This is a genomic window from Halorubellus salinus, from assembly GCF_020567525.1.
Lineage (GTDB): Archaea > Halobacteriota > Halobacteria > Halobacteriales > Natrialbaceae > Halorubellus > Halorubellus salinus.
Map to the genome: position 1 here is coordinate 287,820 of NZ_JAJCVI010000006.1, position 17,329 is coordinate 305,148.

General features: G+C 69.9%; 15 protein-coding genes. 8 read left to right on the forward strand and 7 right to left on the reverse strand.

Features of this window, described 5'->3' with window-relative positions; genetic code table 11:
- Positions 1-265: 265 nt before the first annotated feature.
- The gene (locus tag LI336_RS17855) at positions 266-1,867 is read right to left on the reverse strand and encodes an alkaline phosphatase family protein (RefSeq protein WP_227134518.1); all 1,602 of its coding nucleotides are present in this window, start codon (positions 1,865-1,867) and stop codon (positions 266-268) included.
- A 149-nt stretch (positions 1,868-2,016) separates the two neighbouring features.
- On the opposite strand from LI336_RS17855, the gene LI336_RS17860 reads away from it, so the two are divergent.
- From LI336_RS17860 to LI336_RS17870, 3 genes are all read left to right on the forward strand, one after another.
- The gene (locus LI336_RS17860; protein ID WP_227134519.1) at positions 2,017-3,051 is read left to right on the forward strand and encodes a glycosyltransferase family 4 protein; all 1,035 of its coding nucleotides are present in this window, start codon (positions 2,017-2,019) and stop codon (positions 3,049-3,051) included.
- 103 nt (positions 3,052-3,154) lie between these two features.
- Positions 3,155-4,717: an alkaline phosphatase family protein gene (locus LI336_RS17865; protein WP_227134520.1), complete on the forward strand. Its 1,563-nt coding sequence runs from the start codon at positions 3,155-3,157 to the stop codon at positions 4,715-4,717.
- Between the two features lie 98 nt (positions 4,718-4,815).
- Positions 4,816-6,066 (forward strand): sulfatase, encoded by a 1,251-nt coding sequence (locus LI336_RS17870; RefSeq protein WP_227134521.1) that lies wholly within the window; start codon positions 4,816-4,818, stop codon positions 6,064-6,066.
- 44 nt (positions 6,067-6,110) lie between these two features.
- On the opposite strand, the gene LI336_RS17875 is transcribed toward LI336_RS17870, so the two are convergent.
- The 4 genes from LI336_RS17875 to LI336_RS17890 all read right to left on the reverse strand — a co-directional run bounded on the left by LI336_RS17875 (position 6,111) and on the right by LI336_RS17890 (position 11,302).
- Positions 6,111-7,484 carry a sulfatase-like hydrolase/transferase gene (locus LI336_RS17875; protein ID WP_227134522.1) on the reverse strand — a complete coding sequence of 458 codons (1,374 nt, stop codon included), beginning with the start codon at positions 7,482-7,484 and terminating at the stop codon, positions 6,111-6,113.
- A 121-nt stretch (positions 7,485-7,605) separates the two neighbouring features.
- Positions 7,606-8,760, reverse strand: coding sequence for a glycosyltransferase (locus tag LI336_RS20255; protein WP_264475529.1), 1,155 nt, complete (start codon positions 8,758-8,760; stop codon positions 7,606-7,608).
- Complete coding sequence (locus tag LI336_RS17885) at positions 8,757-9,893, reverse strand: sulfatase-like hydrolase/transferase (protein ID WP_227134523.1); 1,137 nt, start codon at positions 9,891-9,893, stop codon at positions 8,757-8,759. The genes LI336_RS20255 and LI336_RS17885 overlap by 4 nt, the downstream gene beginning before the upstream one ends.
- Positions 9,894-10,033: 140 nt before the next feature.
- A complete protein-coding gene (locus tag LI336_RS17890; RefSeq protein WP_227134524.1) occupies positions 10,034-11,302 on the reverse strand; it encodes an ABC transporter substrate-binding protein in 1,269 nt (422 codons plus the stop codon).
- Positions 11,303-11,422: 120 nt separating this feature from the next.
- Between LI336_RS17890 and LI336_RS17895 the strand changes: the two genes are divergently transcribed.
- From LI336_RS17895 to LI336_RS17905, 3 genes are all read left to right on the forward strand, one after another.
- Positions 11,423-12,220: an enoyl-CoA hydratase/isomerase family protein gene (locus LI336_RS17895; RefSeq protein ID WP_227134525.1), complete on the forward strand. Its 798-nt coding sequence runs from the start codon at positions 11,423-11,425 to the stop codon at positions 12,218-12,220.
- Positions 12,221-12,222: 2 nt separating this feature from the next.
- Positions 12,223-13,200 carry a D-2-hydroxyacid dehydrogenase gene (locus LI336_RS17900; RefSeq protein WP_227134526.1) on the forward strand — a complete coding sequence of 326 codons (978 nt, stop codon included), beginning with the start codon at positions 12,223-12,225 and terminating at the stop codon, positions 13,198-13,200.
- A gap of 66 nt (positions 13,201-13,266) precedes the next feature.
- On the forward strand, positions 13,267-14,058 hold the full coding sequence (locus LI336_RS17905) for a DUF502 domain-containing protein (protein WP_227134527.1): 792 nt from the start codon (positions 13,267-13,269) through the stop codon (positions 14,056-14,058).
- Here LI336_RS17905 and LI336_RS17910 read toward each other — a convergent pair whose 3' ends face one another.
- On the reverse strand, positions 14,059-14,472 hold the full coding sequence (locus tag LI336_RS17910) for a hypothetical protein (protein ID WP_227134528.1): 414 nt from the start codon (positions 14,470-14,472) through the stop codon (positions 14,059-14,061). It lies immediately after the preceding gene.
- Positions 14,473-14,574: 102 nt separating this feature from the next.
- Entirely contained in the window at positions 14,575-15,609 is a 1,035-nt protein-coding gene (gene asd / locus LI336_RS17915) for an aspartate-semialdehyde dehydrogenase (RefSeq protein WP_227134529.1), read from the reverse strand.
- Between the two features lie 116 nt (positions 15,610-15,725).
- Between asd and LI336_RS17920 the strand changes: the two genes are divergently transcribed.
- Both LI336_RS17920 and LI336_RS17925 read left to right on the forward strand, forming a co-directional pair.
- Positions 15,726-16,631 carry an HFX_2341 family transcriptional regulator gene (locus tag LI336_RS17920; RefSeq protein WP_227134530.1) on the forward strand — a complete coding sequence of 302 codons (906 nt, stop codon included), beginning with the start codon at positions 15,726-15,728 and terminating at the stop codon, positions 16,629-16,631.
- Between the two features lie 66 nt (positions 16,632-16,697).
- Entirely contained in the window at positions 16,698-17,165 is a 468-nt protein-coding gene (locus LI336_RS17925) for a hypothetical protein (RefSeq protein ID WP_227134531.1), read from the forward strand.
- Positions 17,166-17,329: the final 164 nt, after the last annotated feature.

The window sequence follows — 17,329 nt, forward strand, 5'->3', positions numbered from 1 at the left end:
CGCTCGTGCGACCAGTTCCACCCCGAAACGGCGCCCTCCCGGACGCCGTACGCTCGTGCGACCAGTTCCACCCCGAAACGGCGCCCTCCCGGACGCCGTACGCTCGTGCGACCAGTTCCACCCCGAAACGGCGCCCTCCCGGACGCCGTACGCTCGTGCGACCAGTTCCACCCCGAAACGGCGCCCTCCCGGACGCCGTACGCTCGTGCGACCAGTTCCACCCCGAAACGGCGCCCTCCCGGACGCCGTACGCTCGTGCGACCAGTTACTCCAGATATCCGAGGTCGCTGAGTCGCTGTGCGACCTCGGCGTCCTCGGTGGTGGCATGCTCGCTGGCGTCGTACTCGGGATAGCTCGTCGGTTCGGGCGCGTCGACGGCGGCGAGCGCGTCGCCGTCCATCACCTCGGCCGGCGCGAGATCGAGCGTCGCGAGGACGGTCGGCGCGACGTCGAAGAGGTGCGCGCCAGTGAGGTCGGCCGCCGCGTCGACGCCGTCGCCCGCGACTGCAATCGTCCCCTGGAGCTTGTGGTTCCACGGTTCCGGGTCGTCGAAACGCTCGCCGAGCAGCGCCGATAGCGAGTGCTCGAAGTCCGCGGGCACGCAGAGGACGTCCACCGCCTCCTCGGCGTACGGCCCGTGGATGTACGCCTCGCGCGGCACGACCTCCTCGAACACCGGGTCGCCGTCCGGCGTCTCCGCGCTCGCAAGGAGCTCGATGACGTCGTCACGGACGCTCTCGTACTCGCTCTCCGGGACGACGCCGTCCGGGTCGCGGCCCGCGACGTTGAGGCGGACGCCGAGCTCGGACGGCGACCGCAGATACGCCGTCGACTCCGCGAAGTCCACGGCCTCCGACGCGGCGAACACCGCACCAATCGGAACGTGCTTCCCCACGAACTCTGCGAGCCCGAAACGATCCAGGATGGCCTTCCCGCGCTGGTGCGTAAGTCCAACCTTCGCTGCACCCGCGGCGAGTTGCTCCAAGAACGGGTGGTCGTCGGGCGCGTCGCCGTCGCCGGTCAGTTCCTCGTCCTTGATCTGGAACCACGACGGCACGCCCGCACCGTCCCGCGTCGCCTCCACCACGTCGTGCTCGCGGAGGAACTGGTTCGCGCGGAACTCGTACCCGTCGTACTCGCCCATCCCGTGGTCGCTCGCCACCACGACAGTGTCGGGGTCGCACGTCTCGAGGATGGCACCGACCTGCTCGTCGACTGCACGGTACACCTCGCGGACCTTCTCGAACTCGCCGGGATAGTCGTGGAAGACCGTGTCCGTCTTCTGGAACTGCACGAACCCGAACTCCGGATCGAAGCGCTCGCTCAGGTACCTGAACGCCTCACCGCGCATCCGGCACAGTTCGAGGTAATCCTGGAAGCGCTCCCCGGTCGTGTCCTCGCCGGTCTCGCGCTCGGCGTACACGCGGTAGTCCCCGAGTTCCTCGCGGACCTCCTCGAGCACGCCCTCCGGGTGACACGGCGGCGATTCCGCCGCGAGGTACCCGGGGATGACCGCACCGTCGACATCGGGCGGTGGACTCGTCACGGGTGCGTTCACGACGACGCTCGTCAACCCGGCGTCGTCCGCGTACTCCCAGAGCGTCCGCTGGCGGACGTCGGTGGCGTTCACGATGTCCCAGTCGTAGCCGTCGAACCGCAGGAAGTCGAACGCGCCGTGCTTCCCGGGGTTCGCGCCCGTGTACAGCGACGGCCACGCACTCGCCGTCCACGGCGGCACCTGGCTCTCGAGGTCGCCGCTCGCGCCCTCCTCGAAGAGCGACTCGAGGTTCGGCACGTCCCCGTTGACGAACAACGGCTCGAGCACGGGCGCGCACGCCGCGTCCAGCCCCACCAGCAGCGTCTGCATGGTTCGCCCCAGTCGGCCGTGGGGTAAAGTCCCTTCTCTCTTCGCGAGTCCATCGTCCGCAGTCACCGCTGTCGGCCGTGAACTGATCAACCGGCGACCGCGAGGCGGAGACGGCGCCATTTAAGCGTCCGTGGCGTCCGCGTGAGGGTATGAATCTGGAGTCCGTCGACGTCGCGATGCTCCACCAGGACCCCCACCCTGCACATCGCGGGTTCGCGGAGGCGGTCGGTGCCGACCTCGTGGACTATCACGCGAGGCCGGTCGGGCCGCTCTCGGAGAGCGTCGTCGCTGACGTCGTGAACGGCCTCACGTACCCGGACTACGACGTCTACATCGTGGAGGGGTCGCGGCCGCTGTACGCCGCGCTCGTGCGCCGGTTCACGCGTGGTGGCACGGTCGTGTACCTGTGCGCGGACCACGGCCTGTACGCGCTCGGCGAGGGGGACTTCGAGGGCGACTCGCTCCTGAAGTCCCTCATCGGTCGGTTCGGGACGCCGGTCGTGCGCGCGATGGGGCGTCGCGGCATCGACGGCGTGATCGCGGTGAGCGAGTTCGCCGCCGAGTTCACGCGCCCCGTCGTCGGCCCGGAGACGCCCATCGAGATAGCGCATCCGTTCGTGCAACCCGACGCGTACGACGCGCTCGGCGACGTCGACCCGGACCTCGCGTCGAACGTCGCGGTGACGGTCGCACGACCGTGGCACTACAAGGGCGTCGATTTGCTCGTCGACGCGTGGCCGCGTGTCCGCGAGGCGATTCCGGACGCCGAACTGCACGTCGTCGGCGGCGGCCACCCCGAGGAGTACGGCGACACTCCGGGGGTGACCGTCCGTGGGTACGTCGAGGACCTCGCGGACGCCTTCCGGCCGGCGTCGTTGTTCGTCCAGCCGTCGCGGATGGACACGTTCCCCGTGAGCACGCTCGAAGCGATGCGAGCGGGCGTGCCACCGCTCGTCACGACGGGTGCCGGGACGCGCTCCGAAGCCCGCGAGATAGACGACTCGCTGGTCGTGGACCCGACGCCGGACGCGCTCGCGGCGGGCGTCGTCGACTACTTCGAGCGCGACGTCGCGGACCGCGAGCGCCTCGCCGCCGTCGCTCGCGACCGCGGCGCGCGCTTCGACGCGGACTCGCGGACGGCGGCGTTCCGCGACGCGTTCGAACGCGTGCTCGCCGACCTGTAGCCCGGCCTGCACCGCCCTCGACCCCCAGGGGTCGTCCGGGGCGTCGGCTCACGCGTCGAATCTCTCGAAGCGTTTTAACCCGTCCCCGGCGAAAGCCGGGGCAATGACCGTCTACGTCGTCGGCCTCGACGGAGCCGACTGGTCGCTGCTGCGTCCGTGGGCGAACGCGGGCGACCTCCCTGCGTTCGCGCGCATCCTCGACGAGGGCGTCGATGGCGACCTCCAGAGCACGCTCCCGCCCGTGACGTTCCCCGCGTGGAAGTGCTACTCGACCGGGAAGACGCCCGGGAAGCTCGGGGTCTACGAGTGGTACGCGTACGACCGCGACGAGGGGTCGCTGTCGGCGAACGACGCGAGCGACTTCACGAGCCGCGAGTACTGGGAGGTGCTCGCGGACCACGGTATCGACGCGGGCGTGGTGAACATGCCGACGACGCATCCGGCGAACGCCCGCGAGATGGACGGCGTCGACGTCGTCGCCGGCAGTCCCGCGAACGAACGCAAGACGCTCACGAACCCCGAGTCGCTCAAGCCCGAGTTACTCGACGCTGTCCCCGACTACCGCGTGAAGCCCGACCTCGTCCTGAACGAGGCGACGCCGGAGGAGCTCGTCGCCGAAGGCAAGACGCTGTTCGACCAGCGGTTCGACGCCGCAGAGTTCCTCGCCGACGAGCGCGACCGCGACCTCGTCCACACGACGTTGTTCTTCACGGACACCCTCCAGCATCGCCTCTGGGACCGCCCCGAGCACCTCAAAGAGGCCTACCAGCGAATCGACGAGCGCCTCGGCGAGCTCCTGGAGCGCGACGACGCCGACGCCGTCTTCCTGATGAGCGACCACGGGTTCACGGCGATCGACGAGATATTCCTCCCGAACCAGTGGCTCGCCGAGCGCGGCGACCTGGCGTTCGCGGACGACGGGACGCGCACGCTCCTGTCGACGATGGGGTTCACCGAGGAGCGCCTGAAGCGCGTCGTCGACCGACTCGGGCTCGTCAGTCTCGCCCAGCGCCTCGTCCCGAAGTCCGTGCAGGGGTTGTTCCCGAGCGAGAGCGGGCGCGTCGCCATCCAGGACGCCGCCATCGACTGGACGGCGACCAAAGCCATCTCGCTCGGCCGCGGGCCAGTGTACGTGAATCACGCGGCGTTCGCGGACGCCGACGACCCCGCGGCGGCCGCCGAGCGCTACCGGGAGGCCCTCGCCGACGACATCCGCGACCTGGAGACGCCCGAGGGAATCCCGGTGGCGAGCGCGGTCCACGACCCCGCGGACGTCTACACGGGCGCTCGCGAACGCGGCCCCGACCTCGTCGTCGAGTACACGGTCGGCGTCGACGCACCCGAATCCATCGGCGGTGCGGTGTTCGGCGAGCAGACCGAGTGGCTCGCCACGCACCGTCGGAGCGGTATCTTCGCGGGCGTCGGCGACGACGTCGCCGCGGGCACCGCCGACCTCGACCTGTACGACCTCGCGCCCACGATCCTGCACTACCTCGACGTTCCCGTCCCCGAGGACGTCGACGGCGACGTCCGCCGGGACGTCCTCGCGGGCGACGCCACCGACCGCGACGTCGAGACGGGGCCGCCGTCGGCCATCGGCGCCAGCGACCGCGGCGCCGGCGAGGAGGTCGAGGAGACGCTCAGGGAACTGGGGTACCTGGAATGAACCCGTTCCGGTGGTTCCCACGACTGAACAGCAAGTGGGTCGACTTCAAGCATCGAGTGAACCACTGGAGGCAACGCCAGACCAGGTCGTTCGATCGCGTGGTGAACGTCGACCGCCCGCGGAACGTGCTCGTCGTCGTCGTGGACTCGCTTCGCGCGGACCACGTCTCCGGGTTCGGGTACGACCGCGAGACGACGCCGACGCTCGACGCGTTCGCCGACGAAGCGCGGGCGTTCTCGAACGCGAAGGCGCCCGCCTCGTGGACGTTCCCGTCGATCGCCTCCTTGCACTCGGGGCGTTATCCGCACGAGCACGGTGGGCGCATGATCGAGGACCCCCGGAACCTCTCCGCCGAGCAGTTCCCCACGAAACCCCTCGTCGACGTCCCGATGCTCCCCGACCTCCTCGAAGCCGCGGGCTACGACACGGCGATGTTCACCGCGATTCCGATGGCGGAGAAGGCGGTCGGCGACCGGTTCCAGACGATCTCTGCGACGTACACGGACGCCCAAGAGCGCGTCGCCGCCACTCGCGACTGGATCTCGGACCGCGATCGCTGGTTCTGTCATCTCCAACTCGGCGACCCGCACGCTCCGCTCGACGTCCCGGACGAGCACCGCGAGACGTTCGACGTCCCGGACCTCGACGACCTCGAGGATTGGCGGTTCCGCGAAACGACCGACGGTGCCGGGTTCGAAGCGTATCGAGACGGTCGCGTTCGTGCATACGACGCCGCCGTCAGGGGCGTCGATGACGCGCTCGCTCCGCTCCTGGAGGGGCTCGACGACGACACCGTCGTCGTGGTCTGCGGGGACCACGGTGAGGCGTTCTGGGAGCACGTCGACCTAGAGCGTACACTGAACGACGACCCGCGGGGGTACTACGGGACCGACCACGGCCACAGCGTCCTCGAGGACGTTGCGCGTGTCCCGCTCTGGGTCCGTGCGCCGGACCTCGACGTGGGACGCGACGACGCGCCACTCTCACTGACCGCCGTCGTTCCGCTCCTCCTCGACGCACTCGACGCATCGGTCGGTGACGGAGCGATCGCACCGGCGTCCCTCGATGCGGTCCGCGCGGACCACGTGCCCCTGTGCGAGGAGACCGCGTACGGCTACAACCAGCGCGCGGTGTGGCTCGACGACCACAAGCTCGTCGCGGTGCCCGCGACCGGGACGCGCCTCGCGTTCGACGTCGCCGACGGCAGCGAGGGCGAGCCGGTCGACGACCTCCCCGACGACCTCGTCGACGCGCTCGAGGGATACGGCGACGGCGTCGAGGGCGAGGCCGCCATCGACGTCGACGACGAGACCCGCGACCGGCTCGAGGAACTCGGGTATCTGGAATAGTCAGGCCTGGGCCCCATGGCGCGCAGGATCGATGGCTCCTGGCGTTACTCCAGATAGCCGAGGTCCTCGAGGTGCTCGGTGACCATCTCGTCGTCCTCGCTCACGCCACTTCGTTCGCCAGCACGCATGCGCTGCATCCGCGCCTGGTGGTCGTCGAGCGCCGCGGCGAGTTCGTCGTACTCGGGGGCGTCCGTCCGGTCGTCCTCGGGGCGTTCGGCGGGCGTCGCGGTGACGTCGAAGCAGAACTCGCCGTCGTCGGCGTGCCGCAACAGCTTCCAGCCGTCGGCGCGGCGCGCACAGCAGCGGCCGTAGTCGACGTCGCGGCCGACGTCGCCGAACGCCCACTCGCGAGCGTCGACGTCGCCCCGGTGGAGGTCGAGCGCGCTCGCGCCCTCCCAGTCGTCGGGGGCGTCGAGGTCGACGGCGTCCGCGATCGTCGGCGCGGTGTCGACGAGGCGGATCTGGCCGTCGACGGTCGCCGCGTCCAGGTCGGGGTGGTGGACGACGAAGGGGACGCGGACGACGCCCTCCCAGAACTCGGGCGGGTGCCCAGCGTGGTCGTGCTCGCCGACGAGTTCGCCGTGGTCCGCGGTGAACACGACGATGGTGTCGCCGAGGACGCCGCGGTCTGCGAGCGCGTCGAGGAACCCGCGGAACTGGTCGTCGACGTACTTGCACTCGGCGTCGTAGAGCCCGCGGATGACGTCCCACTCGTCGTCGGTGACCTCCTCGGGGTGATGCGTGCCCTTCCGAGAGAGGGCACGACACTCGGCGACGCTCCGGGGTTCGTCGAGGAACTCGCGCTGGTAGTCGGCGGGCGCCTCGTAGGGGTGGTGGGCGTCCATGTAGTGCAGCCACGTGAACCAGTCGTCGTCCGCGTCCTGCGCGTCGACGAACTCGAGCGCGCGCTCGTTCAGCGAGTCCGCGCGTTCGTGCTCGAAGTCTCGACCGCCCGTGGTCGCGAACAGCGCGTCGACGCGGTTGTAGACGCGTTCGATGGTCCGGAAGACGACGCCGTCCTTGTCGAGGTTCGACTGCACGAACTGCTTGAACTCGTTGACGTTCGCGCCGTCACTGCTCGCGTCGTGCATCGCGTCGAACCCGCGGTCGTAGTGGTACGCGCCGCTCGCGAACTGGTTGTCGGTGTAGCCCGCGGTCGCGTACCCGGCGTCCGAGAGGACCTCCGCGAGCGTCCGGATGGGACCGCCGGCGTCGGCGGGCGGGATGCCGAGGCCGTCGACGCTCGCGAAGTACCGGCTCGCGTGGATGGCGGGGAACGACGCGGGCGTGGACGGCCCGTTCGCGACGCACTCCGTGAACTCGACGGCGTCGTCCGCGAACGCGCGTGTCTCCGGCATCACCCTCGGCGCGATGCGGTCGACGCGCAGCGAGTCGACGGTGACGAGGGCGACGTTCATACCGGGGAGATGCCGGGCATCGCTTAAAAAATGACGCTTCCCGCGGGGTGCCCTCGGTGCGGGCGAGCGCCGCCGCTTGCGTTCGCTGGCAGGTCAGATCCCGTACGCCCTCGCTGGCAGGTCAGGCTTCGTCCGCGGCGACGATGCGCGCGACGGCCTCGCGGGCGTGCTCGCGGAAGGCGTCGTGAGACCAGTCCGCGGCCGTCTGCTGGATGCGGTCGGGGTCCCACTCGGCGTCGAGGATTCGCTCGACGCCCTGGCGGACGCCGTCCTCGCTGACGGGGACGACGACGCCGTCCTCGCCGTCGGTGACGTGATTGTCGAGGTTCGGTTCGTCGGGGACGACGACGGGTTTGCCGGCGCTCTGGAACTCCTTCGGGGTCATCCCGCAGTGCTCCTCGCGAGCGAACGCGATACCGCCCGTCGATTCGGCGACGAGGTCGGCGAGCGCGTCGTCGGAGAGGCGTTCGTGGACCTCGACGTTCCGCCGGCGCGCGACCTGCTTGCGGAGGGGCCCGTCGCCGACGAGCACGAGTCGCGCGTCGAGGTCGCGGAAGGCGCGAGCGACGACGTCGGTGCGCTTCATGTCGTTCAGTCGGCCGATCATCACGAAGTACGGGTCGTCGGCGTCGGCTGGCGCGTGCTCGAACCGGTCCACGTCGATTGGCGGGTTCACTACGGGGACCTCGCTGCGGTCCCGGAGGTAGTGCTTGTGGACGCGCTCGCGGGTGAACGCGCTGTTCGCGAGCATTCCCGTGCAGTAGTCCGCGAAGTGCCGGTCGAGGACGGTGACGAGCGTCGTCGTCGCCCAGTCGACGACGCCGTCGGTCGGGCGCGCGTAGAACCGCGGTGGCGGGACGTGACAGTAGTGGACGTGATGCTGGTCGTGGGCCGGCACCCACCACTTCGCGGCGGTCCCGCTGGAGATGACGACGTCCTCCTCGAAGTCGAGGCCGCGGAACCCGGCGGCGCGCAGGAGTTCCGACGCCGGTCGCACGGTGTCGTTGAGGAATACCTTCGAGGAGAGGCCGTCGTGGAAGCGTTCCTGGAACGGGAACGCGACGTCGTACTCGCTCCAGAACTCGCGGTCGGGCGTGTGCCCGACGGTGAGCGGGGCGTCGAACGCGTCCGCGAGCGCCTTCGCGACGCGTGCCGCGCCGCCGGGATGGATCCACGAGCCCTCGTGGACGATTCGCACGGAGCGGTCGGCGAGGACCTCGTCGACGTCAACGTCGGCGTCGGGGAGCGCGGGCGCCTCGGTGTCGCGGTCGGTCATTCCAGGTAGCCGAGTTCGGCGAGGGTCTCCTCGTCCGCGTCGTACCGCGTGATGCCGCCGTCGACGTCGAACGCCTCCAGGGCGTCCTTGAGGTCGTCGTCCATCGGGGCGTCGTTCCCCTGGAGGTCCCGCGCCGAGTAGGAGTCGGCGTCGTCGGGGTCGTAGTTCACGATGCCGTCGCGGTTCATCGCCGCGCGCCGGTCGCCGTAGAGCGCGAACGCGACGTCGCGGTCCTCGCGGCCGAGGCCGTGTTCCTCGCCGACGAGCATGCTCGGGACGTCGATGAGGCTCGCGACGTCACCGAACGACCAGTCGACGTTCTTCGTCGCGAGCGGGACGTGATGCAGGAGCGGATGCAGGAGGCCGGGGTGACCCCAGACGCCGTCCTCGCCGAGGAGTTCGCCGTGGTCCGAGAGGAAGACGACCTCCGTGTCCTCCGGAATCCCCTCCCAGAGGCGCCGGAGTTCGACGTCGAGTTCCTCGCACTCGCGCCGGTAGAGTTCGCGGACGAGGTCGGCCTCCTCGTCGTTCACGCGATGCGAGATCGCCTTCCGGCTCACGCGGTTCGCGTAGTCCCGAGAGACGGGCGCGCTGTGGGGGTCGTAGGGGTGGTGTGGCTCCATGAAGTGCAGCCACCCGAACCAGTCGTCGTGACCGTCGGTCTGCTCGAAGAACGTCTCGATGACGTCGTCCGCGCGCCGGAAGGACTTCCCGAGCTTCACGACCTTCGACCGTGCGCGCTCTATCTGGTTCCACGCCGCCGCCGCGACCTTGTACGGCGTCGACCCGAGCTCGAGCTTGTCCGAGACGAACCCCGCGATGCCCTCCTCGCTCGCCGACGGGCTCTCGAAGTGGTCGAACGCGTCGTCGTACCCGTACTTCGGCGAGAGCAGGTGGTTCGTCGTGATACCGACCTTGCGGCCGTCGACGCGGCGCGCGACGCTCGTCCCGTCCTTCAGCCCGCGCTGGAGCGCGTACTCGCCGCCGACGATGGCGGGGAACGACCCGAAGGTCTCCGGGAACGTCGAGAACGCACGGTCGTGCTCGAACTCGAGGTACTCGCGGGTCGCGGGGAAGTGCCTGAAGTGGTCGTAGCGGAGCGAGTCGACCGTGACGAGGAGTTTTCGCGTCATGGATGAGGGGAGCGGTGGGGCGCCCGGGCGGGGGTCGCGGTTCGCGTCCCGGGACGTCGTCGTTACGGCGGCGAACGCGGCGCGCGCGAAAAAACGCTTCGGTCACGCCGCTCGCGGTCGTTCTGCTGTCTGGCGACCGGTCAGCGTTCGCCGGTGATGACGTCCGCGACGCGCTCCCGGTCGAACAACTGCTCGTCGTCAGGTATCTCGGGGTACGGCTGGCCGTCCTCGTAGGTCGGCCACGCGCCGAAGCGCTCGGGGTAGAGCTGTTTCGCGCCCATCTCGAGCTGGAAGAGGTTCATGATGGGGCCCTGGTAGCGCATGCCGGCGGGGTAGACGCGGTCGTTCTGGACGGCGGCGAGTTCGCTCCCGACGGGGTGGTCGCGTAGCGCTCGCTTCGTGTCCGTCATCGAGTAGTTCGGGGTGAGTCCCCAGAGGTGGAGGAAGACGTCGGGGTCGGCTTCGGCCATCGTCTCGTAGTCGACGGTCCCCCAGAGGCTCCCCCAGTCCTCGTCGGCGAACGCGTCGGTCGCGCCGAGCGGGCGGGTGTCGGCGAGCCAGTACCCGGGTTCGTTGAGGTGGTACGTGTAGAACTGCTCGCCGTCGGCGCTCAGCGTGGCGCGGACCGCGGTCGGGCGCTCGGATGCCGGTGGCAGGTCCGCCTGGATGGTGGCGACGAGGTCCTCGTGGACGGCGGCGAGCGCCTCGTAGCGCTCGCGCTCGCGGAACACCGCCGCGACCTTCTCGAAGAGCCCCCAGAGCCCGTAGAACTGGTAGTCCTCGACGCCGTCGGGGACGCCGTTGTTCGTGCCGCTGTAGAAGTTCCCGAACCACGGACCGACCGTGGTCGCGACCTCGTCGACGTCGCCGTCGTCCCAGTTCTGCTGGCTGGCCGCCCAGACTGGGTCCGCGAGGTGGACGTCGCTGTCGAGTTCGTACAGCTTCTCCTTCGGGAGGCCGTCGACGAGCGGGTCGAGGAGCCCCTCGTACTCGAAGGAGACGCCGTCGAGCCGGCTGTAGTAGTGGTTCATCGTCGTGCCGGACATCTCGGGGACGTAGAGGGCGTTGACGGCGTCACCGCGACCGAGCGCGACGGCCATGTCGGCGTACGTCGAGAACACCGTGAAGACGTCCTCGGGCGGCTGTTCGAACGCGACGTCGCCCATCGGCGACATCGACACCGAGTACGGGCCAGGCTCCGACTGGGTCGTCTCGTTCGCGTCGCCGTCGTCGCCGGTCGTGGGGTCGGTGTCGTCGGTGCGGTTCGTCCTCGTGGAGTCGGTGTTGCTCGCACAGCCGGCGAGCAGTCCGGCGGCGACGGTGGCGCTGCCGGTCAGGATGCGTCGGCGCGTCGAGTCTGCCGCGTTGTTCGGGCCGTCGGGTTCGTCGTCGTTCAGGTCGTCGACCATGAATTTAGGCAGGCCTAAAACACTGATAACGGCTTCGGTTCTCGGGCGAACAGCGCGCGGTCCCGGCGACGGCGGCCGCGACCGCCGGGGTTTTTCTCGGCGCCGCTCGCAGGCGAGAGTATGCAACTCGACGAAGGCTTCGAGCACGTGGACGTCGACCTCGCGGACGGGGTCGCGCACGTCACGCTCGCTCGACCGGACGCGCACAACGCGCTGGACGTGGACACCGCGATCGACCTGAAGGACGCGCTGGCCGCGGCGACGGCCGCGAGCGACGTCCGGTGCGTCGTCCTCGAGGGCGACGGCGGGACGTTCTGTTCGGGCGCGGACCTCGCCGCGTTCGAGGGCGACGAGACCGATCAGCGGCGCCTGGACCGCGTCGCGACGCGACTGCACGCCGCCGTCAGGACGCTCGCGACGAGCGACGTCCCCACCATCTCCGCGGTGAACGGCGTCGCGGCCGGTGGCGGGTTCGGGCTCGCGCTCGCGAGCGACCTCGTGCTCGCGCACCAGACCGCGCGCTTCGAGTACTCGTATCCCCGCGTCGGGCTCTCCGGGGACGCCGGCGCGACGTGGTTCCTCCCGCGGCTCGTCGGGATGCGCCGCGCCCGCGAGTTCCTCCTCCTCGACGAACCCGTCTCGGCCACCGAAGCCGTCGAGATGGGGCTCGCGACCGAGGTCGTCGACGCCGACGACTGGGACGACCGCGTCGACGAGGTCGCGACCGACCTCGCGAGCGGCCCGACGAAGGCGTACGCGGCCGCGAAGGCGCTCCTGAACCGCTCGTACGAACGCACGCTCAACACCCAGCTCACCGCGGAGAAGGACGCGATCGCGCGACTCGCCAGGACCGACGACTACGCCGCCGGCTACGAGGCGTTCTTCTCGAAGACCGAGCCGGCGTTCCGAGGTGAGTGACGATGAGTGACGACTCCCTCACGGTCGCGGTGCTGCGCGAGACCGTCCACGGCATCCCCATCGACGACTACGTCGCGGCGCTGCGCGACCGCCTCCCCGAGCACGAGGTCGTGCTCGCGCGCACGCCCAGCGAGGAACGCGAGGTCGTCCAGGACGCCGACGTCGTCGCCGGCATGAACATCAGCGACGCCGTCCTCGAGGCGTTCGGCGACGACGTCGAGTTGTTCGCGTGCGCGTTCGCCGGCACCGGCCACCTCCCGATGGACGCGCTCCGCGACCGCGGCGTCGCGGTGACGAACGCCTCGGGGGTCCACGGGCCGAACATGGGCGAGCACGCGCTGGCGTGCATCCTCTCGTTCGCCCGACGGTTCCACGTCGCGCGCCGACAGGGCGACGACGACGTCTGGCGGTCGTACCCGACCCACGAGCTCGCCGGCTCCACGGTCACGGTCGTCGGGATGGGCGCCATCGGGACCGCGGTCGCCGAACGCCTCGACGCGTTCGACGTCGAGACCGTCGGCGTCCGCCACTCGCCGGAGAAGGGCGGCCCCGTCGACCGCGTCGTCGGGTACGACGACGCGGCGGGCGTCGAGGCCGCGTTCGCGGACTCCTCGTACGTCGTGCTCGCGTGCCCGCTCACCGACACCACGGCGGGGCTCGTCGACCACGAGGCGTTCGTGACGATGCCCAGCGACGCCGTCCTCGTGAACATGGCCCGCGGCCCCGTCGTCGACACCGACGACCTCGTCTCCGCGATCCGCCGCCACGAGATCCGCGGCGCCGCACTCGACGTCACCGACCCCGAACCGCTCCCCTCGGGCCACCCGCTCTGGGACTTCGACAACGTCCTCGTCACGCCGCACAACGCCGGGCACACGCCGAACTACTACGAGCGCCTCGCGGACATCCTCGCCGAGAACGTCGAGCGCCTCGCGGACGGTCGCGTCGACGACGAGGGCTTCGAGAACCAGGTCGCCTGAACGCCCGTTCGTTCGCGGCCGCGGCTACCACCCACGCTTTTGCTGGCGGCGACGCCTCGTGGACGCATGAGCGAGTCGAACGACTGGCCGTCGTTCGCGCGTCGCGCCGCACTCACCGGGATCGCCACCATGCTCCCCGTGTTCGTCACGATCGCCGCGCTCCTGTTCGCGTGGAGCGTCCTCTCGGGTTTCCTGCGCCCCATCGCGGACGTCGTCCTGTTCTTCTTCTTCGGCGAGACCTTCCCCGTGACCGTCCTCGAGGTCGCGGTCGGCGTGACGCTGCTCGCGCTGACCGTGCTCGTCGGCGCGGTCGCGGAAGCCCGCGGCGAGGAGTCGACGCTCGCGGGAAAGCTCGAGAGCGGCGTCGCCGCCGTCCCCGTCGTCGGGACCATCTACGAGACCGCCGGTCGCCTGAGCGAGATGTTCTTCGAGAACGACACCGGGAGCTTCCAGGAGGTCGTGCTCGTCGAACTCCCCGACGAGGGCCTGCACACGCTCGGGTTCGTCACCGCGGCGCCGCCCGAGAGCGTCCAGGACGCCGTCGACGCCGACCTCACCGTGTTCGTCCCGCTCGCCCCGAACCCCGTGATGGCGGGGTTCCTCGCGAACGTCTCGCGCGACCAGGTGACCGACGTCGACATGAGCGTCGAGGAAGGCGTCCAGTCCGTGATGACCACGGGCGTTGCCACCGGCCAGGGGTTCGACGGCGACCCGCTTGGCGGTGACTGCGACGACAGCAGCGACGACGGCGGCGGGGAGCACGCGGGCGACGGCGGTGACGAGGCAGCGAGCATCGCGGGACTCGACGCGGAACCGGTCACCGCCGACGAGATAGACGGCTGGCCCCGGGACGGCTAGTCAGCGCCTGGTCGTCACCGCGTCCCGGTATCCGGCGCGTGCCTCGACGGCGAGGTACGAGAGCGCGGCGACCGCGACGAACGCCACGCCGACCGCGCGGACGCCGACGCCGAGTGCATCGTGGAGCGTGCCACCGAACGCGATGGCTGCGAGCGCGGCGACGGCCGCGACCGCGAGGAACGCGAGGAACCGCCAGCGCGATTCGACGGTGACGGTCCCGTCCTCGCCGCGTGCGGCGAGGTAGAGGTGCGCGCCGCCGAACACGAGGACGTTGAACACGACCGCTCCCGCCGTCGCGACGGCGGTGCTGAGCGAGTACGCGCGGACGAGCCACGACACCGCAGCGAGCGTGGCGAACGCGGCGAGGACCGCAACGGCGTGGACGAGCGTCTCGGTGCGTCGAACGGAGGACATCGCGCACAACGACGGCTCGTCGTCTCGTAAGTTTTCTGTCTATATCCGGTCCAGCGTCACCGGATCGTCGGCTTCGAGACCGCCGGCAGGTTCGGCAGCTATCTACAGCCAGCCGTCGCGCGCGAGCAGTTCGCCGTTGAGGACGCTCGCACCTGCGGCACCGCGGATGGTGTTGTGCGCGAGACAGTTGTACTGGACGCCCGCGGGCGTCTCCTGGACGCCACCGGCCGCGACCATCATCCCGCCGCCGAGCATGCGGTCCATGCGGGGCTGCGGGCGGTCCGGCTCCTCGAACACCTTCACGAGCGGCTCCGGGGACGACGGCAGGTCCGCGCTCGGCGCCGCCGCGAGCGCGTCCTCGACGTCCGCGACCGAGGGGTCGTCCGCGAGCTCGGCCCACACGTTCTCCAGGTGCCCGTCGATCGTCGGCACGCGGTTACACGACGCCGACACCTCGGCGTCGTGCAGCGACAGTTCCGCGCCGTCGAACGCACCGAGGAGCTTCCGGGACTCGGACTCCATCTTCGCCTCCTCGCCGCCGATGTGCGGGACGACGTTGTCGATGATCTCCATCGAACTCACGCCCGAGTAGCCCGCGCCACTCACGGCCTGCAAGGTCGAGACGTGCACGCGTTCGAGCCCGAAGGAATCGAGCGCCGCGAGCGTCGGCACCATCGTGATCGTCGAACAGTTCGGGTTCTTCACGAGCGCGCCGTCCCACCCGCGTTCGTCGCGCTGCACCTCGATGAGCTGCATGTGGTCGGCGTTCACCTCGGGGATGACGAGCGGGACGTCGTCGTCCATCCGCGCGTTCGAGGAATTCGACGAGACGACGTAGCCCGCTTCGGCGAACGCCGGCTCCACCTGCTCGCCGACGCTCGATGGAAGCGACGAGAAGATGAGGTCCACGTCGTCGGGGACCGCACTCGGGTCGGTCTCGACGACGGTCGTCGCCGCGACGTCCTCCGGGATCGGCGCGTCCACGCGCCACTTCGCGACCTCCCGATAGTCGTGGCCCGCGGACTCGTCGCTCGCCGTGAGTGCCGCGATCTCGAAGTCCGGATGTGGGTCGAGAAGCTGGATGAGTCGCTGCCCTACTGCTCCCGTGGCGCCAAGGACGCCGACGCGTACGCTCATGCTTACCACCACCGTCGGCTTCGGGCACGCAAAGACCTTCGGATGCCGTCACCGCTTGACGGGAGTCGCGGCTCGAGGAGCGGAAGTATATAACCGGGCCGCCGCTGGTAGCAGGTATGCAGACGCACATCGTCCCGGTCGGGTTCGATTACGACCGGCTCATCGCGCCCCTCGTCCGCGACCAGTTCGACGTGGAGCGCGTCATCCTCCTCGAGGGCGCGGTCGGGTCGGAGGCGAACGTCGAGTACAGTCAGAACCTCTCGGAGAAGCTCGAGAAGGACTTCCAGAACCTCCTGGGGGCGGACACGGAGCGCGTGATGGTCGTCGACGTCTACGACTACGACGCGGCGTTCGAGCAAGCGTACGACCTCATCACGGCGGAGCTCGACCTCGGGAACGAGGTGTGGGTGAACATCGCGGCGATGCCGCGAACGGTGTCGTTCGCGTTCGCGACCGCCGCGCACTCGTTGATGGTGGAGCGCGAGGACGAGCGCGAGCGAATCCACACGTACTACACGGCGCCCGAGAAGTACCTGGAGACCGAGCTCGCGGAGGAGCTCCGCCGCCAGCAGGACCTGCTCGCGGATCTGGAGGACGCGGGCGTCGAAGACGACCTGCGCGAGCGGGTCGCGGACCGGCTCGCGTCGTCGCGGGATCTCCTGGAGGAGTTCGACGAGCGCGGGACGACCATCGGCGCGAAGACGTTCGACGACGGGCACGTCGTCGAGCTGCCGGTGGCGTCGTTCTCGAACGTGAAGCCGTTCGAGGAGGTCATCCTGTTCAAGCTCGGCGAGCACGGCGAGTTCGAGAGCGTGAGCGAACTCGCCGAATCCCTGGCCGCGGAGTTGAACGAGGAGTACACCGACAGCTTCCGGTCGAAGGTCATCTACAACGTCGACCGGCTCGGACCAGGTGGGAAGGGGTACATCGAGCAGGAGTCGGCGGGGAAGTCGTATCGGACCAGGTTGTCGCGCATCGGCGAGCTCTGGGTGCGCGCGCACTCCGACCAGGGCGAGGAGTGAGGTCCCGGAACCGAGACTCGAGCGAGTCGCGGAAAGCACTTACCGTCGGTCGCCGACGAACCGCCCGTGAAGCGTCGAACCCTCCTCGCTGGCGCGGTCGGGAGCGTCCTCGCTGGCACGGTCGTCTTCTTCGGCGAGATCGTCGACTTCGCTCGCGCCGACGCACGCGACGCGGTGTCGCTCGACGTCGACCCGAGCGTCCTCACGCCGGCGTCGCCCGAGGCGACCGCGACGGTTCGGAACAACGCGCTCGTGCCGGTTCGCACGAACCTCGCCGCGTGGAAGGTGTATCACGACGGCGACGTCGTCGTCCCCGACGGCTGGGTCCAGCCGCTGCACGAACTCGCACCCGGCGAGTCCCACGCGTACACCGTCCGGCTGGGTGGCGAACCGACGGAGATCGCGTCCAGCGACTCGACCGTCTACCTCGGCGACGTCGACCCCGGCGAGTACGCGTTCCGGCTCGACGTCGGCGTCGGCGACGACCGGTCGCGGACGCTCGAAGCGCGGTTCCGCGTCGAACCGGGCGAGTGAACGGACGACCGAGCGAGCGGACGAACGTCCACGTGATAGCTCGGGGTCGCGTCGCCTCCAGGACGGCTTCGACGACCGCGCTGACCGCTCCCGTTCACTCCCAGTCCGAACCGGACCGCACCAGACCGCAACCGCATCACAACGAACCTCGTCCTCCCCAGCCG

Excerpts from the sequence above, each read along its gene's own strand:
- LI336_RS17855 (WP_227134518.1), bottom strand. The coding sequence starts at position 1,867 with ATGCAGACGCTGCTGGTGGGGCTGGACGCGGCGTGCGCGCCCGTGCTC.
- LI336_RS17860 (WP_227134519.1), top strand. The coding sequence starts at position 2,017 with ATGAATCTGGAGTCCGTCGACGTCGCGATGCTCCACCAGGACCCCCAC.
- LI336_RS17865 (WP_227134520.1), top strand. The coding sequence starts at position 3,155 with ATGACCGTCTACGTCGTCGGCCTCGACGGAGCCGACTGGTCGCTGCTG.
- LI336_RS17875 (WP_227134522.1), bottom strand. The coding sequence starts at position 7,484 with ATGAACGTCGCCCTCGTCACCGTCGACTCGCTGCGCGTCGACCGCATC.
- LI336_RS20255 (WP_264475529.1), bottom strand. The coding sequence starts at position 8,760 with ATGACCGACCGCGACACCGAGGCGCCCGCGCTCCCCGACGCCGACGTT.
- LI336_RS17885 (WP_227134523.1), bottom strand. The coding sequence starts at position 9,893 with ATGACGCGAAAACTCCTCGTCACGGTCGACTCGCTCCGCTACGACCAC.
- LI336_RS17890 (WP_227134524.1), bottom strand. The coding sequence starts at position 11,302 with ATGGTCGACGACCTGAACGACGACGAACCCGACGGCCCGAACAACGCG.
- LI336_RS17895 (WP_227134525.1), top strand. The coding sequence starts at position 11,423 with ATGCAACTCGACGAAGGCTTCGAGCACGTGGACGTCGACCTCGCGGAC.
- LI336_RS17900 (WP_227134526.1), top strand. The coding sequence starts at position 12,223 with ATGAGTGACGACTCCCTCACGGTCGCGGTGCTGCGCGAGACCGTCCAC.
- LI336_RS17905 (WP_227134527.1), top strand. The coding sequence starts at position 13,267 with ATGAGCGAGTCGAACGACTGGCCGTCGTTCGCGCGTCGCGCCGCACTC.
- LI336_RS17910 (WP_227134528.1), bottom strand. The coding sequence starts at position 14,472 with ATGTCCTCCGTTCGACGCACCGAGACGCTCGTCCACGCCGTTGCGGTC.
- asd (WP_227134529.1), bottom strand. The coding sequence starts at position 15,609 with ATGAGCGTACGCGTCGGCGTCCTTGGCGCCACGGGAGCAGTAGGGCAG.
- LI336_RS17920 (WP_227134530.1), top strand. The coding sequence starts at position 15,726 with ATGCAGACGCACATCGTCCCGGTCGGGTTCGATTACGACCGGCTCATC.